Annotated in this window: 24 protein-coding genes and 1 pseudogene; 12 read left to right on the plus strand and 13 right to left on the minus strand. The window is 38.4% G+C overall.

Annotation, left to right across the window (positions count from 1 at the left end; genetic code table 11):
* Positions 1-13: 13 nt before the first annotated feature.
* The 3 genes from HMPREF0014_RS20450 to HMPREF0014_RS20460 all read right to left on the minus strand — a co-directional run bounded on the left by HMPREF0014_RS20450 (position 14) and on the right by HMPREF0014_RS20460 (position 1,848).
* Complete coding sequence (locus HMPREF0014_RS20450) at positions 14-781, minus strand: transporter (protein ID WP_020992329.1); 768 nt, start codon at positions 779-781, stop codon at positions 14-16.
* Positions 782-793: 12 nt separating this feature from the next.
* The gene (locus tag HMPREF0014_RS20455; protein ID WP_004711466.1) at positions 794-1,339 is read right to left on the minus strand and encodes an ankyrin repeat domain-containing protein; all 546 of its coding nucleotides are present in this window, start codon (positions 1,337-1,339) and stop codon (positions 794-796) included.
* Between the two features lie 158 nt (positions 1,340-1,497).
* Positions 1,498-1,848 carry an HPF/RaiA family ribosome-associated protein gene (locus HMPREF0014_RS20460; RefSeq protein WP_002053923.1) on the minus strand — a complete coding sequence of 117 codons (351 nt, stop codon included), beginning with the start codon at positions 1,846-1,848 and terminating at the stop codon, positions 1,498-1,500.
* Between the two features lie 252 nt (positions 1,849-2,100).
* Between HMPREF0014_RS20460 and puuE the strand changes: the two genes are divergently transcribed.
* The 5 genes from puuE to HMPREF0014_RS20485 all read left to right on the plus strand — a co-directional run bounded on the left by puuE (position 2,101) and on the right by HMPREF0014_RS20485 (position 6,228).
* The gene (gene puuE / locus HMPREF0014_RS20465) at positions 2,101-3,066 is read left to right on the plus strand and encodes an allantoinase PuuE (protein ID WP_020992330.1); all 966 of its coding nucleotides are present in this window, start codon (positions 2,101-2,103) and stop codon (positions 3,064-3,066) included.
* Positions 3,067-3,165: 99 nt separating this feature from the next.
* Complete coding sequence (gene uraD / locus HMPREF0014_RS20470) at positions 3,166-3,669, plus strand: 2-oxo-4-hydroxy-4-carboxy-5-ureidoimidazoline decarboxylase (protein ID WP_004884938.1); 504 nt, start codon at positions 3,166-3,168, stop codon at positions 3,667-3,669.
* Complete coding sequence (uraH, locus tag HMPREF0014_RS20475) at positions 3,666-3,989, plus strand: hydroxyisourate hydrolase (protein ID WP_006580813.1); 324 nt, start codon at positions 3,666-3,668, stop codon at positions 3,987-3,989. The genes uraD and uraH overlap by 4 nt, the downstream gene beginning before the upstream one ends.
* 24 nt (positions 3,990-4,013) lie before the next feature.
* Positions 4,014-5,381, plus strand: a complete 1,368-nt coding sequence (locus tag HMPREF0014_RS20480; protein WP_006580812.1) for a nucleobase:cation symporter-2 family protein — start codon at positions 4,014-4,016, stop codon at positions 5,379-5,381.
* A gap of 121 nt (positions 5,382-5,502) precedes the next feature.
* On the plus strand, positions 5,503-6,228 hold the full coding sequence (locus HMPREF0014_RS20485; protein ID WP_002053945.1) for an outer membrane protein OmpK: 726 nt from the start codon (positions 5,503-5,505) through the stop codon (positions 6,226-6,228).
* A 55-nt stretch (positions 6,229-6,283) separates the two neighbouring features.
* Here HMPREF0014_RS20485 and hpxO read toward each other — a convergent pair whose 3' ends face one another.
* On the minus strand, positions 6,284-7,441 hold the full coding sequence (gene hpxO / locus HMPREF0014_RS20490; protein ID WP_006580811.1) for an FAD-dependent urate hydroxylase HpxO: 1,158 nt from the start codon (positions 7,439-7,441) through the stop codon (positions 6,284-6,286).
* A 199-nt stretch (positions 7,442-7,640) separates the two neighbouring features.
* Between hpxO and alc the strand changes: the two genes are divergently transcribed.
* Positions 7,641-8,651, plus strand: a complete 1,011-nt coding sequence (gene alc, locus HMPREF0014_RS20495) for an allantoicase (RefSeq protein WP_006580810.1) — start codon at positions 7,641-7,643, stop codon at positions 8,649-8,651.
* Positions 8,648-9,151, plus strand: coding sequence for an ureidoglycolate lyase (locus tag HMPREF0014_RS20500; RefSeq protein ID WP_020992331.1), 504 nt, complete (start codon positions 8,648-8,650; stop codon positions 9,149-9,151). Before alc ends, HMPREF0014_RS20500 begins: the two co-directional genes overlap by 4 nt.
* A 118-nt stretch (positions 9,152-9,269) precedes the next feature.
* Here the strand turns inward: HMPREF0014_RS20500 and parE are convergent, their stop codons facing one another.
* Together parE and HMPREF0014_RS20510 are read right to left on the minus strand one after the other, a co-directional pair.
* Positions 9,270-11,153, minus strand: coding sequence for a DNA topoisomerase IV subunit B (gene parE / locus HMPREF0014_RS20505; protein WP_006580808.1), 1,884 nt, complete (start codon positions 11,151-11,153; stop codon positions 9,270-9,272).
* Positions 11,154-11,167: 14 nt separating this feature from the next.
* Positions 11,168-11,749: a YqiA/YcfP family alpha/beta fold hydrolase gene (locus HMPREF0014_RS20510; protein WP_004711447.1), complete on the minus strand. Its 582-nt coding sequence runs from the start codon at positions 11,747-11,749 to the stop codon at positions 11,168-11,170.
* 211 nt (positions 11,750-11,960) lie between these two features.
* On the opposite strand from HMPREF0014_RS20510, the gene HMPREF0014_RS20515 reads away from it, so the two are divergent.
* Positions 11,961-13,304 carry an alpha/beta fold hydrolase gene (locus HMPREF0014_RS20515; protein ID WP_004711445.1) on the plus strand — a complete coding sequence of 448 codons (1,344 nt, stop codon included), beginning with the start codon at positions 11,961-11,963 and terminating at the stop codon, positions 13,302-13,304.
* Positions 13,305-13,371: 67 nt separating this feature from the next.
* Here the strand turns inward: HMPREF0014_RS20515 and HMPREF0014_RS20520 are convergent, their stop codons facing one another.
* Positions 13,372-13,728, minus strand: coding sequence for a DUF5991 domain-containing protein (locus HMPREF0014_RS20520; protein ID WP_006580807.1), 357 nt, complete (start codon positions 13,726-13,728; stop codon positions 13,372-13,374).
* A gap of 143 nt (positions 13,729-13,871) precedes the next feature.
* Here HMPREF0014_RS20520 and HMPREF0014_RS26350 point away from each other — a divergent pair.
* Positions 13,872-14,531 (plus strand): annotated as a pseudogene (locus HMPREF0014_RS26350) (haloacid dehalogenase-like hydrolase).
* Positions 14,532-14,826: 295 nt separating this feature from the next.
* On the opposite strand, the gene HMPREF0014_RS20530 reads toward HMPREF0014_RS26350, so the two are convergent.
* From HMPREF0014_RS20530 to gshA, 6 genes are all read right to left on the minus strand, one after another.
* Complete coding sequence (locus HMPREF0014_RS20530) at positions 14,827-15,291, minus strand: hypothetical protein (RefSeq protein WP_006580805.1); 465 nt, start codon at positions 15,289-15,291, stop codon at positions 14,827-14,829.
* A 10-nt stretch (positions 15,292-15,301) separates the two neighbouring features.
* Entirely contained in the window at positions 15,302-17,695 is a 2,394-nt protein-coding gene (locus HMPREF0014_RS20535; RefSeq protein ID WP_006580804.1) for a M23 family metallopeptidase, read from the minus strand.
* Positions 17,692-18,228 carry a hypothetical protein gene (locus tag HMPREF0014_RS20540; protein WP_006580803.1) on the minus strand — a complete coding sequence of 179 codons (537 nt, stop codon included), beginning with the start codon at positions 18,226-18,228 and terminating at the stop codon, positions 17,692-17,694. The genes HMPREF0014_RS20535 and HMPREF0014_RS20540 overlap by 4 nt, the downstream gene beginning before the upstream one ends.
* 3 nt (positions 18,229-18,231) lie before the next feature.
* Entirely contained in the window at positions 18,232-21,615 is a 3,384-nt protein-coding gene (locus tag HMPREF0014_RS20545) for a type VI secretion system Vgr family protein (RefSeq protein WP_006580802.1), read from the minus strand.
* A 167-nt stretch (positions 21,616-21,782) separates the two neighbouring features.
* A complete protein-coding gene (locus HMPREF0014_RS20550) occupies positions 21,783-22,298 on the minus strand; it encodes a disulfide bond formation protein B (RefSeq protein ID WP_006581420.1) in 516 nt (171 codons plus the stop codon).
* Positions 22,299-22,312: 14 nt separating this feature from the next.
* Complete coding sequence (gene gshA, locus HMPREF0014_RS20555) at positions 22,313-23,890, minus strand: glutamate--cysteine ligase (protein ID WP_006581421.1); 1,578 nt, start codon at positions 23,888-23,890, stop codon at positions 22,313-22,315.
* A gap of 168 nt (positions 23,891-24,058) precedes the next feature.
* On the opposite strand from gshA, the gene HMPREF0014_RS20560 reads away from it, so the two are divergent.
* From HMPREF0014_RS20560 to HMPREF0014_RS20570, 3 genes are read left to right on the plus strand one after another with little or no spacing between them, the layout of a single operon-like run.
* The gene (locus HMPREF0014_RS20560; protein ID WP_002053742.1) at positions 24,059-24,598 is read left to right on the plus strand and encodes a DUF924 family protein; all 540 of its coding nucleotides are present in this window, start codon (positions 24,059-24,061) and stop codon (positions 24,596-24,598) included.
* Between the two features lie 58 nt (positions 24,599-24,656).
* On the plus strand, positions 24,657-25,220 hold the full coding sequence (locus HMPREF0014_RS20565; RefSeq protein ID WP_004884951.1) for a hypothetical protein: 564 nt from the start codon (positions 24,657-24,659) through the stop codon (positions 25,218-25,220).
* 13 nt (positions 25,221-25,233) lie between these two features.
* A complete protein-coding gene (locus HMPREF0014_RS20570) occupies positions 25,234-26,544 on the plus strand; it encodes a DUF445 domain-containing protein (protein ID WP_004884953.1) in 1,311 nt (436 codons plus the stop codon).
* Positions 26,545-26,548: the final 4 nt, after the last annotated feature.

Raw genomic sequence — 26,548 nt, forward strand, 5'->3', positions numbered from 1 at the left:
CAAGTTAGTCTGATCAGAATAAGAATGCCATGCCTAAGCCACCTTTGTAGCTCTTATCTTGACCTTCTAAGTCCACACCAATATTTGCATCAAGTTGAGTGCGGTTATTTACTACGTAAACTAAACCTGTTCCTAAACCGTATTGGTAGTCTTGGCTTTCAGCTTTACGATAAACAAATTCAGAATATCCTGAAAGTTTGCCCGCAATCTTATAATTGATTGTTGGAATGGCTGTTACAGCCCAGTTGCTGTTTTGCACTTCGTAACGCATCGTAATTGCAGTATTGATTAAATCATTATACTGATAAGCCACTGCCGAACTTAAACTATAAATATCGTCATGTTCAGTAAACTCATCATTACCCGTTGCAATAAGCGCTTGAGCCAATACAGCCATTGTTAAATTTTCATCATTTAAATCAATCGCTTTTTTTAAGCCGATGCTTACATCACCTAAACCAGAAGTATCTGTCTTTTTACCAGCGCGCTTGGTTTGAGTCCAACCTGGACCTTGCCAACCCAATTGTAATTCTAAGTCTTTCGCCAAACCTGTACGGAATAACATATCACCATGTACAGTTACGGTTTTTTCTTTCACGCCATCAACAGTTGCTTCTGTATAAGTTGCACTTGGCAAACCTTGTTCCCAAGCTAACTGCCCCACTGGAGTGATACCTGTTCCGAAGCCCGAACCTGGACGGTCAAACGAGAACTCTGCGGCAAAACTACTTCCTGCGGCAACAGTGGTCAGAGCAAAAGTTAAAATTTGAAATGTTCTCATTCTATATTCCAATCAAGTAGTTAGTTCTTTTGACATTTTTGCTCCATGATGGCGCAATAACTCTAGTGTTTCACGCTCTTCTTGAAGCGCTTCTGACCAATCTATTTCATCAAAATCACAATCAAAGAACAACTGACTGATTGAAGATAAAATGGTAAGTCCTTCTTCATCACGTGTGTTTGGATCAACTTTTTCATCAAGTAAACGTTGAACTGCTGGTGCGCATGCCGAACTTGCTGCATCCCATAGTGGACCATAAAATTCTTCTGCATCCCAAAGATGAACATTTGCCTTTGCCTGAATTAAGGCTTCAAGGATATCGAGATAAACTTGTAATGCTTGATCTTTTTCTTCTTTTGATAAGGGAGTGCCTGCTTCATACGCTTCCGAGACATCTTCCCACCATTTAAAAATTCCATCACAAATAATTGATACAGGTGGCCCTTGTTCCGGATCAATGAAATTCGGATCAAGCCCCTCAGCAAGTAATTTTTGTACTTGCGTAAGTTCTAATTCTTCTATGGCTTTAATTAAAGCCTGCTGCTGGGTGGTTAACATGACCATCTCTCAAAAATATATTAGGGCTATTATGCCTAATCTCTGATGAAGATTTTAGAGGTCAATGCTATTGCATTGCAAACCAAAAGTTGTGAAGAGTTTTTATCCGTCTTTTTTATTTTTCATAAAAAAAGCCCCGAAGGGCTTTTTAGCAATTTTTAAACTTCATCATCAATGAATTCTGGTTGACCACCTCTCGGGTGTTCCTTTTTCTCAAAAGTATGTTCAAGGCTACGTTTTAGTTTTTCAATCGCACCGTGAATTGAGGCATCAATATTCCCTGCTTTATGGTGCACTGCCACTGGTTTCAAGCCAGCAGGACGTGCTTCGATCATACAATGGATATCTTTATCGCCACCTTTGTCCCCATTTTCATCACTAAAATGAACCGAGAAATGTGTAATACGTTCGCTATGACGTTGGAATTCTTGAGTAAGTTCTGCACGTACATAAGTAATTAAACGTTCACTATTATGGATGTTTTTATCTGTGCGGATTTCAATATTCATAAATACCATCCTCTCTTTCTTACTGTGGATCTTTTCTATGCAAAACTTTTTTATGTTGGCATGTTTTAAGCATGCATGAACTGACTTTAATTGTACATTTTGATGGTGTAATGGTTTGTTATCTCCTGACTTAAACGTACTGCTTTTAATTTATTTTGAAGATCTTCATACCTTCAATATCAGTCCATCTATAAAAATATGCAAGCTGATTTTTTAAATTTTTATGAAAAATTGAACAAAAGGAGAGCAATTGTGACCGAATCTTATCTATCTGGAGCAGAACTCATTGAGCAGATTCAAAAGTCTCCTTATTCACGTGATTTAATCGGTTATCACGGACAGCCTCCAGAGGTGAAATGGCCCAACAATGCTAAGATTGCCGTGCAATTTGTGTTGAATTATGAAGAAGGTGGCGAAAAGCATATTGAACACGGCGACGCAGGTTCGGAGCAGTTTTTATCAGAAATTATCGGTGCTGCAAGCTATCCAGCTAAGCATATGTCGATGGACTCTATGTACGAATATGGTTCACGTGCTGGTTTTTGGCGCATCCATAGTGAGTTCCAACGGCGCAAGCTTCCAATGACTATTTTCGGCGTTGCCATGGCGCTGGCCCGTAACCCTTATATTGTCGAAGCAATTAAAGAAGCTGATTATGATGTCGTTTCTCATGGCTACCGCTGGCTTCACTATCAAGATACCGACATTGAAGTCGAAAAACAGCACATGGAACAAGCCTTATCAGTTTTAGAAAACTTGTTTGGAAATAAGAGTATAGGTTGGTATACCGGACGTGATAGTCCTAATACCCGTCAGTTACTCGCAGAGTTTCCGCAAATACAATACGACTCTGATTATTATGGTGATGATCTGCCTTTTTGGACCACACTAACCGATACGGCTGGTGCATCACGTCCTCATCTCATTATTCCTTATACGCTCGAATGTAACGACATGAAATTCTGCTCACCGGGCGGATTTAATAGCTCAGAGCAGTTTTTCCAATATTTAAAAGATAGTTTTGATGTGCTGTATGCAGAAGGTGAAACTGCACCAAAAATGATGTCTATTGGAATGCACTGCCGTATTTTAGGGCGTCCGGGTCGCTTTAAAGCCTTACAAAGATTCCTCGACTATATTCAAATGCACGATCGTGTCTGGGTGTGCCGTCGTCAGGATATTGCAGAATATTGGTTTAAAAATCACATAACTCGTTAGTTGGTTATTAATTTTCCAAATTCATTAGTGAAAGATTAACCACTCTTGGCACTGTTATTGCTAAAACTCTATATCATGATAACGAGTTTAGGAATAACAGTGTTTTTAGCCGAGTTTAATCAAGCCCCATCCGAGCAACTCAAGACTCTGTTAAACAACTGCGTCCATATTCCTGCTTGGGCCGAAAAAATTATTTCAGAACGTCCCTACTCTTCAACATCAGTTCTTTTAGGGCATGCAGAACAATTAAGCCACACATGGTCATGGCAAGAAATTCAGGCCGCTTTAGCAACCCATCCAAAAATTGGGGAACGACAGGCAAAAAAACAACTCAATGCAAAAGAGCAAGATTTTTCAGCTAAAGAACAAGCTGGTATCTCGTTGGATGAGCAAACACAACAAGCTCTGCTGCAAGGTAATCTTGAGTATGAACAGAAGTTTGGTTTTATTTTTTTAATTAAAGCAGCCGGCCTCAGTAGCGAAGATATTTTAAAAAAACTCCATCAACGTCTTCAAAACAACTTAGCTATAGAAAAAGTCATTGTACATGAGCAACTCGCAGCAATTGCTCTATTACGTCTATCACAGGAAGTACAAACATGATCAGCACTCATATTTTAGATACGAATTTAGGTAAACCGGCTGCACAGGTCGAAGTGAAATTGTTTTATGCAGCAACTCACGAACTAATTGCGACCGCAACCACTAATCAAGATGGGCGAGTGAGTGATTTTGAAATAAACGACTTGAGTGAAGGTGCTTATCAACTTGAATTTGAAATTGCTCCTTATTTTGCCTGCCAAGAAGTCAAAACTTTTTTCCCGCGTGTTTGTATTCAATTTTTTATAGAAGACATCAATCAGCATTATCACATTCCATTACTAATCAGCCCTTTCGCCTACTCCACTTATCGCGGCAGTTAATTCAAATATAAATAGGAGAAAAATATGAATCATCGACAAAAGAATGCGATTTCTCCAGAGCATGAGTATTTAGGAATTTCAAAAAGTTTTGCTTATGGCTTACAGCATGTACTTACCATGTATGGCGGCATTGTAGCACCGCCACTTATTATTGGAATGGCAGCTGGTTTAAGCTCGGCACAAGTCGGAATGCTCATTGCAGCAGCGCTATTTGTGGGCGGATTGGCAACTCTCATACAAACCATGGGAACAAAATATCTAGGCGCAAAACTACCTTTAGTTCAGGGGGTGTCTTTTGCAGGTGTGGCGACCATGGTTGCCATTATCACCACAGGCGGTGGTCTATCTGCAGTTTACGGGGCAGTCATTGTAGCCTCTCTAGTTGGGCTTTGCCTTGCGCCCTACTTTTCAAAAATCATTCGTTTTTTCCCACCTGTTGTAACCGGATGCGTCATCACGATTATTGGGCTATCTCTATTACCTGTTGCAATTCGTTGGATGATGGGTGGTAACGAGAAAGCACCCAACTGGGGAAGTGTAGAAAATATTTCTTTGGCACTACTGACCTTAGGTATTGTGATTATTCTGAATATGCTACCTCAAGCCGGTATTCGTCGCTTATCCATATTATTGGCGATCATGGCTGGTAGTATATTGGCCTACTTCATGGGTTTTGGTGATTTTAGTCACGTGAGCTCAGGTGCATGGCTGCAATTCCCTCATCTATTTGCATTTGGTTTACCGACTTTTGAGCTCAGTGCGATCTTATCGATGCTGATTGTTACCTTAGTAATTATGACGGAAACCACTGCTGACATTATTGCGGTCGGAGACATTGTAGGAACTGAAGTCGATTCAAAACGTATTGCCAATGGGGTTCGTGCAGATATGTTCTCGAGTGCTATTGCACCTATTTTTGGTTCATTCATGCAAAGTGCTTTTGCACAAAATGTAGGATTGGTAGCAATTACAGGGATTAAGAGCCGTTTTGTCGTAGCGGCTGGTGGGGTTATTCTCATCATTTTAGGCCTATTGCCTGTGATGGGTCGCCTTATTGCAGCAATTCCTATGCCTGTACTTGGTGGTGCAGGTCTGGTCTTGTTTGGATCAGTTGCAGCGAGCGGAATCCGTACTTTGGCAAAAATTAATTATAACGATCAGAAAAATTTGATTATTGTCGCGACTGCTTTATCAGCAGGGATGATTCCTATTATTAACCATGAATTCTATGCTCACTTTCCAGTTTGGGTACAAACTTTGTTCCATTCGGGTATTAGTTCAACTTGTATCTTTGCTATCTTATTGAATTTGTTATTTAATCATTTACCTTCATTACGTAGCTCATCTGCCCCTCAATTGAGCCAACCCATAAATACACGAAATACACATTAATGAATTCGTTTTTAGCGCCCCACTTCGGTGGGCTTTTTTTTAACCGTTGATCAAATTTGGCTTCATTTTTGCTTAAGACCCTGTATCCTTAGCGTGCTTTATTTGGGGGGAGATCATTTAAATGCAATTAAAGCAACTTGCGGCTACTTGTGCCTTGTTATCTGCAACAGCCATGGTTCAGGCAAAACCAATTTGGCAAGATTTTAGCGTGACTGGTCTTTATGGTGAAAACTATGAAGTTGTAGACGCAAAAGAAACTACCATCACTTTGGAATATGCAGCAAAAGTTAAATATGCTGATGTGTTCTTCTTCATGGACCGTATGCGCGGTGAAGATGATCATAAAAGTACATATTTTGAGTTATCACCACGTTTAAGCTTAGGTGAAATATCTGGCAAAAAATTGGCTTATGGCCCAATTAAAGATGTGCTCATTAGTACCACTTGGGAAAGTAATAGCGAAAACGGCAACAATTTCGATAACTTCTTATATGGTTTTGCTGTTGATTTAGATATTCCATATTTTAAATATGCGAATTTAAATTTCTACCGTGCAAACAACGAGAAAACTGATGACGATTATCAAATGACATTCGTCTATGGAATTCCATTTAATATTGCATCTGAAGAATTCTTGGTTGATGGTTTCCTAGATTGGTCAACTGCTGAAGGTGACCATGCCAGTGAGTTGAACTGGACAACTCAATGGAAATGGAATGTAGGTAAACACATTTCTCCTGACACACGCCTGTACCTAGGTATTGAGCACTCTGTGTGGAATAATAAATTTGGTCTACAAGGCCGAGACGAAAATAACGTCAGTGCTTTGGTTAAATACCACTTCTAAAATTTTTTATTTAGAAGCATAAAACAGCAAGGAAAAATTCCTTGCTGTTTTTGTTTTAGTCGAGTGGATTACCGACAATATTACTAATAATACCCTGCATAATATGTCCGCCTTGTTCACGGCGTAATTCTGCATACCAAGCTTGGGTAACAGTTTCATCTTTCATATGGGTTACATCACAACGTTTGCGTGCACGAAGCACCAATTCATTGGCACGTTCATTACGTTTGTTTTGATAGCGGCGTAAAGCATCTTCTAGTCCCAAAGTATTAATTTGCAAAGAGCGCGCTAAATAAATCGCATCTTCCATGGCTTGGCAACCGCCCTGTCCAATATCAGGTGTGGTGCTATGAGCGGCATCACCTAAAATCACCACGCGACCTTTATAAAATTGGGTAAACGGTTCAATATCATGTATTTCTACCCGATTGGTCTTTTGCGGGTCTAAGCGTTCAATGAGCTGCTGTACAGGCTGGCACCAATCAGCAAAATATTGTTTTAAAAGTTTTTTATATTCATCACGATTATTCTCTAAGCCTGCTGGCAAAGGCACATCTAAAAAGAAATAAAAACGTCCATCGGCAACTGGCATCAGAGATGCACGTTTACCCTCTCCTACATAAGTCGTCCATTGCTGAGCTGGCGCTAAATCTTCGGATATTTCAACCAGACCATTCCAGTTCACATAACCTGCATAACGGCGCTGTACCTGCTGACCTAACACATAGGCACGAGTCATTGAATGCGTACCATCAGCCCCAATCAGTAAGTCGGCTTGTGTTGAACTACCATCTGCAAAATGCACTTCGACATAATCAGCTTTATCCTCAAGGCTGATCATTTTTTTGCCTAAATAAATCTGATCTCGACCAAACTCATCCATCAGCATATTTTGTAAATCGGCACGTGCGACCGGATAAGGGCGTTGTCCCACTTCTTCAATTAATGGCCGTAAACTGAATTGTGTCATCACGTCTCCAGTTAAACCATCTACATAGGCCAAGTCATCCATTTGCCCACCAAGTTTGGCGATTTTCTCGGTTAATCCCAGATAATTTAGACATTTCACACCATTCGACCACAGCGAAATTGCAGCGCCGACTGGAAGAATCTTTTCAGTTTGCTCAAAAATACGAACTTGGTGACCAAATTTCTTTAATGCAATGCCTGTGGTTAGACCTCCCATTCCCGCACCAATAATCACCACATTCATAACACGCTCCTATAGATATTCACCTATAGGGTGCTTATGCTAAAAACATGCCATCGTTCAAAATTTATTGAGCTTTTCCACCAAACTGGCATGCACCATGCTTATATATTTAAGTATAGAACTGGTCTCAACACGCTCAGTGTGAGTGCAGTTTTAAATGAAAAATCATGTTTTTAACAAGAAATACGGATACTCCATTATGGCAACATTGCACGCTCCAGCTTTTGAACTTCCTGAAATTTTGAATACTAAAACTAATTTGGCGGATGCCCGAATTGGTGCACAAGTGATTGAGTGTTCAGATGATTTCTTTGCAGAAGCAAAACGTATGCTGCAATTTGAAGCACCTATTTTTGTTGAAGATAAATTCGATGATAACGGCAAATGGATGGACGGTTGGGAGACCCGCCGTAAGCGTCATGCGGGCTATGACTGGTGTATTGTGAAGCTAGGAGTGAGTGGAAAAATCAGTGCACTTGATATCGACACCACGTTTTTCACAGGAAATTATCCTGCATCTGCCTCATTAGAAGCATGTTATGCACCAAATGGTGACCTTACAGGGACAAAATGGCAGAGTATTTTGGAAAATACCGAGCTAGGGCCGAGTCAACATCATATTTTTATGGTCAATAATGATGCAATTTTCACGCATATACGCCTCAATATTTTCCCAGATGGCGGTGTCGCCCGTTTACGCGTTTATGGTGATGTTCATATTCAGGTGTCTGATACAGAGCAAACACTCGATTTATTGGCTCTTGAAAATGGCGGTCGCGTAATTGCCTATAGCGATGCGCACTTTGGACACCCGCGTAATTTGATTAACCCAGGCCGTGGCGTCAATATGGGCGATGGATGGGAAACCAAACGCCGCCGCGCACCAGGTTATGACTGGTGTATTCTTGCACTGGGTAAAAGCGGAAAAATTGAAAAAATTGAAATTGATACGGCGCACTTTAAAGGGAACTTCCCTGCCCAAGTATCGATACAAGCGGTCTACCTTGAAAATGCAACCGATGCACAATTAATTCCACAAAGTATGTTTTGGTCTTATTTACTAGAAGCCCAACCTATGCAAATGGACCATATTCATGAATATGTGAATGAGATTTTACAGCATGAAAAAATCTCACATATCCGTATTAACATGATTCCAGATGGTGGTATTAGCCGTGTCCGTTTATGGGGGAAAATTGCCAAGTCATGATCATAGATAATGTTCAGATTCAGCCCTTAACTATTGAGAACTTTCAGCCCTTCGGAGAAGTTATTTGTTGTGATGGGCATGATTTTTTTCATATTAATGATGCCCACACCGAGCGCTACCATGCGCTCGTTGAAACTGAAATTGAGGGTGAAGCAAAAGCAGGGATCAGTATTTTCCGTAACATCAAGGCCAGTGTCTTGCCTCTGGAAATTTCCATGCTAGAGCGCCATCCGAAAGGTTCTCAAGCATTTATTCCATTACAGCAACAAAAGTTTTTAATTATTGTCGCACCCGCTTTAGACGAAGATACTCCCGATATTTCCAAGCTCTGTGCTTTCATCTCGAATGGTAAGCAAAGTATTAATTATCGGGCAGGCACATGGCATCACCCTTTGCTGACCTTTGAGGCACCCAGTGATTTTGTAGTAATAGATCGGATTGGAGGTGGTGCAAATTGCGATGTTTTTCAATTTCCACAACCTATAGAAATTAGGTTTTAAATAAAGAATAATTTATACAGACTTGTCTGTTTAAGTCTAATTATTTAAATACTGTATACTATTTTGTAGCTAAAATAAAAAATCCCCGCCTATTGTGCGGGGATTTTTTTTATTCTTTTTAAACCGTGATATCAGCTAAGTTACCCTTTTGCTCAAGCCACTGCTTACGATCTGCTGCACGTTTTTTCGCAAGGAGCTTGTCGAGTAAACCTGCTGTTAAATGTGCATCATCTAGATCGAGCTGAACCAAACGACGGGTGTTCGGATCCATGGTTGTTTCACGTAGTTGAATTGCATTCATCTCGCCCAATCCTTTGAATCGGGTAATTTGCGGATTCTTATTACCTTTAACATTTTTTAAAATGGTTTCAAGCTCTTCATCATCTAGCGCGTAATGAACATCTTTACCAATGTCGATACGGAACAATGGTGGCATTGCTACAAATAAATGGCCTTCTTCAACCAATGCTGGAAAGTGTTTAACGAATAAGGCACATAGCAGAGTCGCAATGTGCAAACCGTCTGAGTCGGCATCGGCCAAAATACAGATTTTGCCATAGCGCAGTTCTGACAAATCATCACTGCCCGGGTCTACACCAATCGCAATCGCAATATCGTGAACTTCCTGAGAAGCAAGTACTTCATCAGAAGAAACCTCCCATGTATTTAAGATTTTTCCACGAATTGGCATGATAGCCTGAAAGTTCTTGTCGCGCGCCTGTTTGGCACTACCACCAGCCGAGTCACCCTCGACAATAAATAACTCACTTTCTTCACGTGTTTGGCCCACGCAGTCTGCCAATTTACCCGGTAAAGCCGGACCAGAAACAATCTTTTTACGCTCAACTTTTTTCGCAGCTTTTAAACGTCGACCTGCTTTAGAAATTGCCATTTCGGCAAGTTGCATAGCAATTTCAGCATGTTGGTTGAGCCAGAGCGCAAAGGCATCTTTAGCAATATTTAAAACAATATTTGATGCTTCACGACTTGAAAGACGCTCTTTGGTTTGACCAGAAAATTGTGGCTCTTGGAACTTGAGCGATAAAATGTAATTCACGCCATCCCAAACATCTTCAGCCGAAAGTTTAAGATTACGTGGTAATAAATTACGTAACTCACAGAATTCACGTAGCGCTTCGGTCACCCCCGAACGCAAACCGTTCACATGAGTACCACCTTGTGCAGTTGGAATCAAGTTGACATAACTTTCTTGAACCTGTTCGCCACCCTCTACATTCCAGCAAATCGCAAACTCACACGCGGCACGGTCTGCTTGGCCACTGCTTACAAATGCAGGATTTGGCAAAATTTCGCGGTCTTGCAATTCATCCATCAAATAATCGACAAGGCCATTTTCAAATTGCCATTCGATTTTTTCATCATTAATTTGATCGATATAAGTAATTTTTAAACCAGCTGCTAAAACAGCTTTGGCTTTTAAATTATGTTTGAGTGCTTTTAACGCAAATTTTGGACTATCAAAATATTTAGCTTCAGGCCAGAAACGTACCGTAGTTCCTGTCGCACGTTTTGGTGCTTTACCTTCTAACACCGCTAAAGGAGCAACAGGTTCACCTTGCTCAAATGCCATCTGGTATAAATTACCCTGACGCTGAACTTCTACCTCAACACGTGTAGATAAAGCGTTTACAACTGAAATCCCGACACCATGTAAACCACCTGAAAACTGATAGTTATCAGTACTAAACTTACCACCAGCATGCAGCTTGGTTAAAATGATTTCGATACCACTTTGGCCATATTCAGGATGAATATCAACTGGCATACCACGGCCATTATCTTCAACTGACAATGAACCATCTTTATAAACCGTGACACAGATTTTGTCGGCATGACCGGCTAATGCTTCATCGACAGCATTATCAATAACTTCTTGGGCTAAATGGTTAGGACGAGAAGTATCGGTATACATCCCCGGACGACGACGAACAGGGTCTAAACCGGAAAGAACTTCAAGCGATTGAGCCGTATATTGTGTCACGTTGTACGTTTTCCTTATTTGATGGTGTGCGCAAAGAATTCGATCACTAAGGGTAATTTTTCTTCAAAATCTTCCATGGCATGATTGCCATGAGCATCCGTCAAAATCAATGAGGATGGTGTTGCAGCACTATAATAGCGTTGTGCTTGACGATAATCCAAAATTTCGTCGCCTTGTTGCAATAAGACGAGTATTTTGTCAGCATTTTCAGGTTGTTTCAGTTCCAGTTGTTCTAACTGTCGTAACTGAACATGATCAATTGACCATAGATCATTCACCTTATAAGGCATGCTTTCAACTTGAAATAACTCATCAAACAGCTTCCATGGTTGCATAGCAGGGTTAATCAGTACAGCCGGAACATTATATTTCGCGACAAAATATGTCGCAAAAAATCCACCAAGACTACTGCCGACTAAAGCTACCTTTTCTAAAGACTGAATCATTTCTGAAACTTGTGCTACGACCTGTTCCGGAGATCTATTTAAATCTGGCAAATGCACATTTATGCCCAATTCGCTACAATATTGCTTAAGGCTCAGCCCTTTAATCGAAGAAGAGCTGCTATTAAAGCCATGGAGGTAGATAATATTCATATATTTCCCTCTTAAATTGAGAATAAACTCACATTTTTGTTCTCAGTTTGTATATAAAAACCCTATTGTCAGACAAGAAAAACGTCTCAACTTACCATTCATCAGTATTTTAAAAACATGTGTTATTTAAACTACTAAGATGGAAACGTTAGCTGCCGTTCATAAAAAGTACAGCTTAAAACGTCGGTTATAACGTAAATGGGGAAAAGATATGCCGAGCTTAACACCGTTACATGAAACTTATTGTAAATGGGATCGTACGCCACCAAGTCAGGCCGACGTACTAGAGGGTTTAGCTCAACTGTTCAGCACCAGCTTAAATGGTGTACATGAATTAATACAAGTCATTAATATTGAAGTATTAAAAAATGCTTTTGGTATTAGTGCTCAAAATGCTAATAATTTTCAAAAACGCCCATCTGTGCAAAAGGTCTACCAGTTTTCCTATGGTGCCTTACAAAAATATGGTCGTTATTTTTTAGCGCCGGGTTTACGTCGTATTATTGAAAAGTTTCCGACCCTTCATGAAAAGCCATTAACACCCACACTTCATTTTTTGGTGGGTATTTTAAATGGTATTTTTGGAGACTATTTGCTTAAGCAACATAGTCCACTTGCCTTGCCAATGGTCCTTTACGATCACTACGGTGCAATCCAGCAAGGCGAACTTGCAGGGCGTATCGTAATTTTAGTTCATGGTTTGTGTATGAACCATCTTACTTGGTCAAATGCACACTATGGTGGCATTGGTGAGCGTCTGTTAGCACAGCGTGACCATAACACCATGTTATATTTAAATTACAACACAGGTCGCCGCATTTCAGCCAATGGGCGCAGTTTTTCAAACTTATTAGAAGATTTAGTACAGCGCAATCCAAGAATTACTAGCATTGATTTAATTGGTCACAGTATGGGTGGCCTGGTTTCCCGTAGCGCACTGTTTTACGGTAAACAAAATATGTATCAATGGATTCATATGGTCGAAAACCTCGTCTGTATTGGTTCTCCACACCATGGTGCAGTACTTGAGCGCTTTGGCTTTGCTATACAAGATAAGCTCGGAGCTTTCCCATTTGTTGGGTTACTGGGTCAGCTAGTTAATATCCGTAGTAATGGCATTTTAGACTTACGCCATGGCAGCGTTCGTGATGATGACTGGGAATATATGGATGCCCGTATCGGCATGATGGATGACAACCGTGCGCCGGCTCCACTACCCTCCCATATCAATACCTTTTTAGTGGCAGGAACACTCGAATTTGAAAAGGTGCGTAATAAAGCGCTTACCGTGATTGGCGATTACTTAGTGAGTGTGAAAAGCGCACTGGGCGAACACCCAAATCCACGTTTTCAGCTTAAAGTTCCAGACTCACATAAAGCGGTGTTTTATGGCTTAAATCACTTTGAAATTCAGTATCACTCAAGTGTTGCCGAACAGATTACTCGCTGGTTATATCCTCATGTGAATGATTATGTGCAAGATGGTATTCAAACCCATATTATTGATATGCCGAACTATACGCTTGAAGATTTGGAAGGAATTGTAGAGACGTAAATAGAGCCCAACAAAAGTTGGGCTTTTTATAGAGTCTGAAATATTTTAAAAATGAGTTTTATAACTATTATTTATCTTTAGAAAATAAGTTGTCTTTACTATCTAAAACTTCATCAGAATAAAGATAGTATTTTCCTTTCTTAAAGAGTACTTTTCCTAACTTTTCACCACTTTGAACATTAAAGAAATATAGTTCATTATTTTTCTCTTTCACTTTACATATATAAGATTTATCAACCTGAAAGCCAGCAATAGAATACTCACACTTTTTGGGTGTTAGTGTTAAAACCGATTCTATCGTCGCAACATTTCCACCTGGCAGTTCTTCTGAACTATAGTAATGATAAGTACCATTCCACTTATCTGTATTTGCAAATGTGTTAACAGAAAGAGGAAGCAATAATAAAAAACAAATTTTTTTCATTTAATTAATTTATAAATAATCAAGTCAAACTATTATAACCAAATTACAATACAATAAAATATTTTATTATTTTATAAATCAACCCTTAAAAATAATTTTTTGAAAATTAATTCTTATCACTATTACCAAATATAGAGAAATATATGAAAGAAATTGTTGTTTTTGACTTGGATGGGACATTACTATCGGGTGACTCTACAAAAGCATGGTTAACAGATAAATTGAAATCTAATATTTTTAGATTTATCGCTGCACTCATCGTTACGCTCATTGCTTTATCTCTTATGAAATTTAAAAAATATAAATCTAAAGGTGCGTCATTGTATTTATGGATTACAACGTATAGCTTGAACGAACAAGAATTAGAATATAGCTTTAAAAATTTCTCTAAGAATATCAATGAAACTACTTCCAGTTCATTATATTGGTTTGAGTAAGGTATAGCCGAAGTTAAAGATCATTTAGACAACGGAAGGATTGTGTTTATTGCTACTGCTGCTCCTAAAAAATTGGCGAATGTTTTATTCAAGTCTATCAATCTAGATGTACAAATCACTGGTACTCCTCTACAAAGAAATTAGAAGGATGGGTAAGTAGAATACATTATAGGGCTGAAGAAAAAGTAAGAAGATTGAATATGCTTAATATCAAATAACCTTGATTTACAACATACAGTGATGATATTAAAGATGACTTACCTATTTTGATGAGCATCAAATTATACTATTTAATTAATAGTGACAATAACAAAATTAAAAAATATTAAAATCCATAACTTAAAAAATAAATTAGCTTTAATTTAATAAAAAGATTCTTTAAAAATTATTTTTTAATTCTTTATTAACTTTAATGATTTTTAGATAATTCTATATTGTCGGATTTTTAATTATATCGATAATAATATTTTTAATTTTTTATTAATTTAGTATAGTCCTACTCTTTATTACCATCTCCTCCATAAAAACAATATTTATTAATTTTTCTTATCAATATAGATAAAAACTTAGTAAGGATACTAAGTTTAAAAATATATTACTAATATTTATCTTTATTTGAAACTAAAATTATTTGCAAATAATAGAATTAATAGAGATAAATTTATGGTGCATTAGAATTTCGTATTTCTAGAATCTCATTGCAATCTTTAGCATTAGAATAAGCGAAAATTCGCTTGTCTTGATTTTCTAATAAAAGAGCATCTTTATCAGCACCAAAAGCATTTTTAGAGATATCACATTTATAAGAGGTCAATCTAAAATTTCTTAAATTTTCACATTTAGGTTCAGCATTAGCTTCATCAAAACCATACCACTCTGTAATATTTTTATTTAAACATGAAATTTGATTTGCTTGAAGATCATCTTTTGTATCGACCACCTTATCTGTAATTACTTTTGGCTCACTTGCTGGTGAAACTTCACTTATAGCTGAAGATTGTTGCTCATACATTTCTGCATGATTTACATTCGATTCTTGATTTAAGCTACTTGGTGTTTTCTCTTGGTCTTTATTACTACAGGCAATTAAAGCACCTATAAAAATTAAGATATAAATATTCTTCATGATTGAATGCTCATAGTGATGCGTTATCTAAAAAAGGTGTAGGGTCAATTAAATCCGAACGCCGCTTATAAACACTTGTACCGTTTAAAGTGCCTTTATTATTTGGATTTGAGTACATTTCCAAATGCAACATCATACTTGGAATACCTTTAGTTGTTAAGCTACCTACATAAGCTATTACTTGACCCTTTACAACTTTATCTCCAGCTTTTACTAAAGCTTTACCCTTTCTAACTTCCCCATAACGAATGATATGTTTTGGATGAACAATTTCAATAGCATCTGTATTATCATAAAAATAATAAACATTCCTTACTACACCATCAGCCATCGCTCTAATTTCAGTTCCTGCTGGTGCATACAGATCACAACCTGCGTGTTTACGTTTTCCACCACTACGATTAGAACCAAATCGAGCAAATCCATTTTTATATGAATTTGTCCGTACCTTTAGAGGGAATAAATATAAGCTATCATCTTTTGGCTTATCTATTCTTATTTCAATGACTGGCATAGGATTTTTTAGAGTTGCAGTATAAAGAACTTGATCTTTTCCATTTATCTCTACAATAACTTCTATTTTCTTCCCCTCTTCACCCCGATGTTTTTTTAATCCAATACCATCTTTTCCAGTATAATGTGTTCTTTTTGCACCATTATACTTAATTGAATAAGCTAAATTTTCTTCTTTACCTGTCTCTTTATTTATTGTTTTAATAGTAAAGGCGACATCACTACCATACTGTTTAGTTAAAGGATTACCATTTTTCTCTGTATGAACATTCTCTGTTTTTCCTAATGAAGGGATAAAATCAATTAAGTAATCAACAAAGCTCTCTTCTGTCTCAGGTGATGTTTCTTTCGCTTGTGTTGTTTTTGCTGGTACTGTCTTACTTGGAGGATTTGGAGCTACTCGAGGCATCTGTATTGTTGTAGCCGCAGAATTTAAGTTGACATTGATTACGGAAATACTTGGATCGTTTCTTAATGTCAAAACAGGTTTCTTATTTGAAAGAAGCAATTTATAAACAAATGCATTTAACATTTTTAATTGAATAAAGCCATTACTATCCGTTGTTTTTTGTATTTCTCTACCTCTATATGAAACAAAAAACTTATTATTTTTTAAAATTTTACCTTTACTATCATGTATCTTCAATTTCACGCTGACTAGCCCTAAAGCGACTGATATACAGCTATTTTCCATTCCTTTAGTTACAGATAATGTTTTTATTTTTTGGTAACCTTTACTTCCATTTACCAATATATCTAAATTTTCCCCTTCTTCTGCAATTATACCGGTTTTTATTCCTGAACTATCAGAAGTATGCTCTTTGATCTTACCTTTATATCTTATGAAAAATCTCATATTCGTTATTTTTCTATTTGTGTCACTTTCTATTATAGCTATATCAAATTTTATATCTTTAGAAGTATTTGTTTTCACCTCATCTTTCTTAGAATCACCGGTTTTCTGCTCAACAACGACAATTTTTTCTTTTTTTGGCTCTGGTTCAGCAGGTTTTTGTAAGACAGATTGAATTTTAATATCTTCACTTACACTTAATTCAATAGATTGTTTTCTATCAGCGGCTTGTGTGATAACAGCTGATTGTTTTCCATCTGCTTTAATTATAATTTTACTGCCTGGATGTCTAATAATAACAGGTAATAGTCCTTGCTCATCTGACTCCGTATTTACAATAAATTTAGATTGTTTAAACTTACCATTGAATTCAGATTCAATAGTTACTTTTTTATTTTTTGCTATTTGTCCTATTTGGTTTTTTAATATTATATATATTTTTCTATTACAACAGCTTTCTAGATCATAATGATTAAACATATCAATATATTTACTAATATGAACATTATTCCCATCTGATTCTTTATATTTTCCCTTAAAACCTGGTACACCTAAAAAAGAACCCAATCCTCCTTCACCAACTAAATGAGCCCCTGCAATAGCACCCGATTCAGTAATTTCAATTCCATTTATTATTTTCCCATAGTATTCATTAAAACTTCTATTTCTTAATCGTTTGCAAAGAAGATCTATCCATTCTCCAATGATTTGAACCTGCTTAGCAGGAGATTTCAAAAAATCTGATAAAGAATTAACACTATTGTGACCAGTCCAACTCCCAGTCCAATCGTTTTCTTCCGTTTTATCAGAATTATCCTTCCAATGCTTATAATAACCAAGATCGATAAGTGCAGCTTCCCCAAACTGAAAAAAACCAATATAACCCAGAGAATTTTTATTTTGGCTTGCTCTAATGTTTACTGGTGCCGATAAGGGTAAACTTAAATCTGATGAAGATTCCATTCTTGAAATGGCACAAATAAATCCATATCGCGTTAATGGATATGACTTTTGATTTATAGATTTACCATTTTTCATTTGTTTAAGTCCTCAAAACTAAATTTTTTAATATCAATTTTTTTATTATTGATATATGAACTTAAAATAGGTTTCATTTTCTCAAAATTCCCCAATCCAGGGCAACTTAACTCAACGCCATTTTTATTTGCTTTTTTTGTTGGAAAAAACTTATCTTCAAACATATCATAGCGACCTAAATTTCTAAAATATGAAAAATAATTACCATTAGTATCACTAATGATATTTATATCACTATGATCATTTTTTAGATAAGCATAATAAACTTGGTATTTATTTTTATTCACTTCAATAACTTGACATTCCCCTGTTGACATCCATTGAGCATCTTTTGGGTTTAAGCCAATAGTCTTTACAAGCTTTGCTTTATTGCTATCTTCCCAAATTTGTTTACATGGGACATTAACTTTATCAATTTTGATACTTTCATTTTTATTTTTGAAGCTATCCCAAATTTTTTCACAAGCATTTTCTTCAGCAAAAGCTTGTATTGAGATAAATGTGCTCAGTAGCAATGTTAGACTGCGTTTCATCTCTTATACTCCAAATTTATTAAAATCATCTTCTAGATCATCTTTATATTCATCATCTAGCGCTTCTGCAAGCTGGCTCTGAATTCCATCATCTACAAAATCCCCAGTATCATGATTATAAATATCTTCATTTAATTCCTTCGTAGGTATAATATTTTTATTGTCATTATTGCTAATAAATTGAATTTCGACAGTATCTGATGAATCACTAAATATCCTTGGTGTTCGACCCATTTCATCTAACATTCCAATATATTCTGTATTCTTTGTTTTATTGATAACTTTAAATCTAACTTCCTCTTTCAAATTTTCTAAATTGAAAATATCACTAAAATCAAATCTTCGACTAAAAATTCCACTCTCAGGCATTTTCGGCAACTCAGCATTTACTGTTGCCCCACTCGTAAACAAATGCTGCCCAGCTTTACTTTCAAACTTACCGCCTGTTGTTGAAAAAACGCCATTGGCATTAATTTTAAGCTGTGATCCACCTGCCGTTAATACAATTTCTTTTGGACTCGTAAGCTCGATTTTATCTTCAGTAGAAATGAGCTTAATGACCTTCTTCGCAATTGCTTCAATAGCATCATCTTGTGCTTGCAGTTCGAGCTTTCCTTTTGCTGCATAAGCACGCAAACCTTTTTGAGCAGCGAACAAACTGATTTTGTCTTGTGCGTGCCCAATAATATTTTTTTGCGCACTCAAATTAATAGAACCGCTGGCACTTTCAGCAATATCTTGCGATGCTTGCAAAATAATATTTTCAGGTGTCGTCAAGGCAATGCCATTTGGTGAAGCTAATAGCATTAAGGCTTGTCTAAAGATTTTGCCTTGTTCTTGCTGTTTAGTATCGGAACTACTTTCTAAACCTTGGGTATAACCCTCCATAAAGCCTTGTAAAGAACTCAATGCTTTAGAAGGTGATACTTCCAATTTACTGCCTTTACTAAAAGTTCCGCATACACTCATTAGGTCAAAGTCCTTAGTCTCGACATTCGCTAAGACTTTTCCGACCTCTTTAATACTCTCAAATGGATTTTTATGAATGCGATCTTTAATGCTTGCAAGCTTACCTTTAACGATGTCGGCACCATGTTCTTCAACGTTTTCGATGAATGCTTTTAAGTTTTCCACCGCATCTTTGGCATCGCTAAAGAAAGCATTAAATTCATCTACAACGCCTTTTGCGTTTCCGCCTAGAGCACCAATATCCTCAATAAAGCCGCCACAGCTTTTGAGTGCATGAATAGGGTCGTTATTAATGCCTTCCTTAAACAGATTTACCGTACTATTTAATGCCTGACCTGTGGTTTTTAGCTCAAGCGACTGGATGAATTTGGGTAAGCGATTAATCACGTTTAAAGCATCAGTTTGTTGCTTGGCTGCAACTTCACTGAGCATTTTCATGCTTTCATAGCCTTGTGAAAGTAAAGATTGTGCTTGTGCAGCCTCTAAATGATCTGCAATCGCTTGCTCTTGTGCATAGGTACTAATGAGCATGCCTTTACCCGCACGCACAGCTCCCCAAGCATCTGTTCTGAGCTCAAAGCCTTCACCACGGCCTTGGCTCGTCTCTTGTTCTTTTGGATGACTTAAATTACCTAAATTCAGCTGTGTTGCTGCATGACTACTTTGGAGTTGGGTACTGATTTGCCCGGTTGTGTCATCAAAACGTAATTGGTTAAAGCCACTGCCATTGATTTCTTGACTGCGAATCCCGCTCAATTTTTTAGTCGCAGGAAGCTGACCTTTTACATCGAACTTGGTGGGTGAGCGCTGCGCTTCATGGATGCGCCCAGTCACAAATGGACGGTCAATATTGCCATCAAAGAAGTCAATGACAACCACTTCTCCAATACGTGGTAAGAAACGTGCGCCATAGCCTTCTCCTGCCCAAGGAGTCAGTACATCTACCCAAGCCGAGTCGGTATCATTGTCATTGCTTCCAGCACCACCGTCATGGTCATGATCATCACTACGGGTAAATAGAAAACGTACTTTAATGCGTCCCCATTCATCGACATGAATGGTTTCTCCCTCTGGTCCCACGACTTTTGCTCGTTGTGGGTAGGCAATTGGGCGATGCTGCTCTGGATTGTATTCAGGCGCAGTTTTGATTTGACGGCGTATGAGAGTCAGCTCATTACCTTGACGTTCGATGTCATCATAACCATGTTGATCCCAACGACTTTGGGTTAATAACTGACTAACTTGCTGGTGTAAATCTTTAGGTAAGTTATTTTGATTATAGAAGTTTTTAGCAATGATCAAGAACTCTTGATCTGCCCCTTCATGCTGATCAATTTCAGGGTGCTCGCGTAGATTAAACCAATACCCGACTTGGCTATCGCGGACACTACTATAGGCTTTAAAGTATTTAGCCCGACTCGCATGCATATCGGTGAAGTGTTGATTTAGTTTTTCTAATTGACTACTGCCTGAAGCGGTTGCCTGATCGTCCCCTTTTAAATCTTGCATCCAAGCAGGGCTTATGTGCCAAGCCTGCTCAAGACTTAAAGTGGCTGAGTCGAAGTTGTCTGAATGTGTATGCGTGGTAACAACCGAACCATTACCCTCTTCTTGTGCAAGGGCATCGGGTTGCCAGCGCTGCACATGTACCGCGGTTGGTTGCAAACTCCGTACTGCAACAAAGCAAGTAATACTATCTTGATATTCGGTTGCGCTACTTCTGTGATAGCGAATACTACGACGCTCTAAAGCCTGATACTGGCTATTGTCATCAATTAATCTTAGTTTTTGAGTTTGTATTGGCGCAGTAAAATGCGGAACAAAAAGCTCTGTTTCATCAATGAGCCAACTAATACCTTCACTTCGCCATAAGCGTGTAAGAAAGTCATAGTCAGACTCATTATGCTGCATAGTAAAAGGTCGAATATCATAGTTTTGACCTAAGCCGCTCAAGTCAAGACTTAAACTCGCAGCAAACAGTGGACTTTTTTCTTGCCACTCTTTAAATAAAACTTCGGTAATTTCTACGATACTTTTATTCATAAAAACACGACTATTACGGCGTTTGTGCCATAAATTTGTCGCATCTTCTATAGTCAGCTTATAAAGCGTTAAAGCACCATCACTTTGTCCATAACTGGCTTCAGTCACAATACCTGTGGTTCGGAACAATTGGCCCGAATCTGTGACCTGATCAACAGCGACCTGAACACCAATAAATTGCTTCAATGCAATTTGGGCATTGGTTGAAAGGCAGATCAATTCCGCCATTAGGCCACCATTCAACTGATGTTGACCTTCTATACGTTGTAAGAATATTTGGTTATTGAGTAGTTCATTAGAAAATTGTACATGGATAGCACGTTTCTGAGCATTTAGCCCTATTTTTTCCAAGACACTAAATATATTAAAAACCATTTTTTTATAATCATTAGGATATATAAACGGCTGCACTTTATAAAAAACAGAACTATCTGTCTACAAAATTATGCGTTATTTCTATCAATTTTTCTTATATTTTCACTTGTTCGAATATGATTAAAAAAAGCCCAACTTAAGTTGGGCTTTTTTTAATCATATTAAATTCACTTTTTAGCAGTCTTAAATGCCGGATAAAAACGGAATAACTGCCATAAACAAACCAGTAAAAGTAAAAGGAAATAAACCAAAGACCATACTGGTAAAGACTGACCTAAAAAAGTCCAGTCAATTGCAGCACACTCACCTGAACCCGAAAGCACTTCTTGTAAAACTGCTTTCATGGGTAATGCATCGATTAAATAATTTAAACCTGGTCCACAACTTGGTACTTGGTCTGGTGGTAAATGCTGTAGCCAAACATGACGGCCTGCCACGCCCACTGACCATAAAATTGCAATGCCTGCTAAAAATGCATAGAAGCGTTTAACCGCATTAGAAACCGGGTTATGCAAAAATGCAATGAGCGCCACGAACCCCATTGCCATTAAGCCAACACGTTGAAAAATACAGAGCGGACATGGCTCTAACCCTTTTACATGTTCCAAATATAACGCAAAAGACATGCCGACAATGCTTGCCAGTACAAGCAGTCCACTCACCAAACGGTAACTTAATCGCATGTAAAACCTCATTTTTATCTATATTGTTCAAGATATTGATCAAAACTAATCTGACTATCTTGTTCAAGTTGTTCTTGCTGCTGTAAAGATTGTGCAGCCAATTGTTCAAAATATTGCAAAGTCTCTGCACTGATTTCATGCTTTTCATAACTTTCAGCATGCATCTGTGCCATATGACTGCCAAAGCTCCAGGTTCCACCATGCTTTAACGTGTCATCAATCACATGCGCAGATAGTGTTTCATCTACTTCATCAATACGTTCTTGCATCACGGCCAAAGCCGAGCTGTACAGATCTGTCGCATAGGTCTGATCGAGTAACTTGGCACAATCCTGCATATTAGAAATGTGCTGACGTGCCCAATCTTCAATATGGTAAGACCCGTTTAAATCAGTAATCGTCGCATTTGGCGCTCGGCCACGATTGACCACCTCTGTCTGGTTCTTCTCAATCAAATCTTGCTCGGGACATAACAACTCAGGGCTATCACTGAGCAAGCAATAAAGCGCCAGTGCCTCAAGAAAACCAGCCGTTGTTTCATTTACACCAATTGGCGAATATGGATTTACATCTACTGCACGAAGTTCAACATAACCCACTCCTCGATTTTGCAAGGCTTGAGAAGGTGTTTCTCCCGCGTGCGGGACCTGTTTTGGACGCACGAGACTGTAATATTCATTCTCGATCTGTAAAACATGATCATTAATTTGCAACGGTTCACCAGAGGCATCATTTAACCCTAAACGGCTAAATGGCGGGTAAGGAGAATGTACTGCTTTTTGTAAACCAGCCAGATAACCAGATAAGTTGTTGTAATGGATACCTAAACTTTTTTGTGCCGAGTTCTGGTAGCCTAAACGTCCCATCCGTAATGCTGTAGCATACGGTAAATAGTATGACCCTTTGATTAAAGGCAACAAATGATGTTCATGTCCGGTCAAGAAACAACGACAAACCGATGGACTCGCCCCGACTAAGAACATAACCAGTGGCGTTAAACGAATAAAGTTACGAATAAGCCCAAAATAACGGTGGCTACGATAATCTTGCAGACTGAGTGCTTTTAATTTTTCGTCAGTTTCATGTTCCTGCAAGGCAGAAAAAAGTGAATCAGGGAAAGATAAATTATAGTGGACGCCCGAAATGGTCTGCATACGGCGACCATAACGAATACCCAAACCACGGCGATAAAGTGTCTTAAAACGACCAATATTAGAAGTACCGTATTGAGCTAATCGAATTCGTTCTTCATTGTCATCTAGCATACATGGCATAGACAAGGGCCAAAGCTTTTCGCCATTTTCTAAATGACGATGCACAACTGCATGAATATCGGTGAGCTCATGTAGGGCATCCTCAATGGTTGGCTGTGGTGAGGTAATAAACTCCATTAACGCTTCAGAATAATCTGTGGTGATTTTCGGATGTGTTAAAGCTGAACCTAAAGCCTTTGGATGTAACTCTTGTGATAAGAACCCATTACTTTGCATACGTAGGCTTTCACGTTCTATTCCACGTAACATGCCTTGTAGTAGCGACGAATCCACCCAAGCAGGAATAACTGATTGAGATGGTGTAGTGGGTTGACTCATGCATTTGCTCGCTTATAAAAGATCACTATATACAAAATCGTGACATGATATGGATATTGATATGATCACATCATTTCGGTTTGGCAATTTTTATCACAATCTTGTTATTTAAGACACGAAAGAATTGTGATTTTATTGAAGAATAATTGCTAAAGAGTTGTCAATATCATGAACGATCAAGACATTTTAAACTTCTGGTTTTCACCTGAACACCGTTCACTTTGGTTTGCAAAAAGTGATGATTTTGACAAAAAAATCCGTGATCAATTTGCAGATATTCATCAGCACGCAACTCGAGCAGAACTTTGGTCTTGGCGGAAAACCCCAGAAGGTCGTCTTGCAGAGATTATTGTGCTAGATCAATTTTCTCGCAACATTTATCGTGATCAACCTGAATCTTTTGCGTATGACAGCCTCGCTTTAGCTCTGTCACAAGAAGCAATTAGCTTACAACTCGATGCACAGCTTAATCCTGACCAACGCTCATTTTTGTATATGCCATTTATGCATAGTGAATCAAAATTGATCCATGAGTTTGCTTTAAAATTATTTCAACGCCTCGGCAATGAAATTAATTTAAGCTTTGAGAAAAAGCATAAAGTGATTATTGATCGCTTTGGACGTTATCCTCATCGCAATGCCATCCTTGGACGTGTTTCAACACCAGAGGAAACCGAATTTTTACTAGAACCGAACAGTAGTTTTTAAGACTTCTCTTTTTTAATGCTGAGTCATCCATTCTTCCATGCTCAGCTGGGAGTTCACCATGAAATATCTCTCTCTTTGTTTAGCTTTAGGCACTGCCTTAACTCTAAGTGCTTGTTCAACTATACCAAGCAAACCAAAAACCTTCGATCAGCTTGGCCAGTTTTCAGCCTATCCGTTAAATGCTCAAACGTTTCGAATCAGTTTTCAAGCTGACTCAAACATGAGCTATGGAACAGCTGAAGAAATTACCTTGGTGAAATCAGCACAAACGACCGTACAAAAAGGCTTCCGCTTTTTTAAAGTACAAAATGACCCAAGTAATCAAAGCCAAAAACCACCTCGTCAGGCTGTGGTTTATCCAGCTGCACCGAGTTTTTATCCGTATGGTTATGGGCGTCGTTATCCGGGTTTCTGGCATGATCCGTTCTATGATTTCCCACAAGTGGTCAATATCGACCCTGTTCAAGTGTCGTATACTATTGAATGTTATCGGGATCAAAAGCAGGCCCCTCAAGACGCTTTTGATGCAACGTTAATTCTCAAATCTATCGGACAAAAATATGGCTTAAGTCCGACAGGAGAGTTGTTGCCACCGCCTGAGCCGCCAGTAAAACAAAAATGAATAGGATGACTGTATGAATATGGCAGAAGAAGTACACCATGCACCCAATCTGAAGCGCAGCAAATATTTCGCTACCATGGCGCTTGTTATTGTAGTAGTGCTGTGGATTGGGTTATTGATTGCCAATCGCTTTCTGCCTGAGTATACAAACTTAATTCATATTTTGATGTTAGGTGCGGAAGCTGGCGTAGTGGGTGGACTAGCAGACTGGTATGCGATTACCGTTTTGTTTCGAAACCCATTTGGTAAGCTTCCTATCCCTAAATTTTTGCGGGATCATACCGAAATTATTCCGCGCAATAAGGCCCGTATTGCAGAGTCAATGGGCCGCTTTGTGCAGGAAAACTTCCTGTCGCCTCAGGTGGTCGAACGAAGCCTAGAAAAAACCGATTTAAGTCTTGCGATTGGCCAATGGCTTGCCAGTCCACAAAACAATACGCAAGTGGTACAACTCATTCAGCAAACTGTGCCTAAAGTTTTTGAATTTGTTAGCCAAGAACAAATTGCCAATTTCGTGCAAAACAACAGTGTGCAGTGGGTGCGTAACACTCAAGTCAATAAACTTGCGAGTGAAATGCTGCGTGCAGTATTGGAAAATGATTTCCACCAAGATGTACTGCAACGTGGCCTCGATATCGCGCATGAGTGGGTGGTACAAAACCCAGATAAAACTCGTGAATTAACCAGAAAAATGTTTAAAGCGCTGGGCGTCTGGTCTCTTGCAAAAGGTGCAAGCTGGATTGGTATTGATGTTCAGCAGCGCACCATCGATTCACTGGTTGAAAAAGTAGAATCCATGTTGGCCGACCACGAGCACCCATGGCGACAGGAAATTGAAACTATTGCCCATTCGCTTATGCTGGAGCTAGCAAATCCTGATAGTGTTGCCAGTCAACGTTTAAATAGCGGTAAAGATGCGCTACTAGATAGCCCTCAAGTTCTAAATTTCATTAGTGGTGCTGTCACTATTTTGTGTGATGCTATTAAAGAAGATTTAATGAAAGAAGACTCTGGTATTGCAATGAACCTCAGAGCTGCCATTCAGCAGTTGGGTGAAAACCTTGTCCAAAATGTAAAAGTTCGTGAAGTTCTCAACAAAGAAATGACAGGACTTGCCATGAACTTTACGGACCAATATAGCCATAAAATCATACGCTATGTGAGTGAGCGCATTCATGAATGGGACTCACGTGAAATGATTGGAAAAATTGAAAACGAAGTCGGTGGCGACTTACACATGATTCGTGTCAATGGTGTTGTGGTTGGTGCATTTATCGGTTTAACTCTAGGTGTAATTCGCGCAGCGATTGAATCGATTTTATAACGTT

Origin of the sequence: Acinetobacter sp. RUH 2624 (assembly GCF_000162375.2) — a bacterium.
Classification (GTDB): domain Bacteria; phylum Pseudomonadota; class Gammaproteobacteria; order Pseudomonadales; family Moraxellaceae; genus Acinetobacter; species Acinetobacter nosocomialis.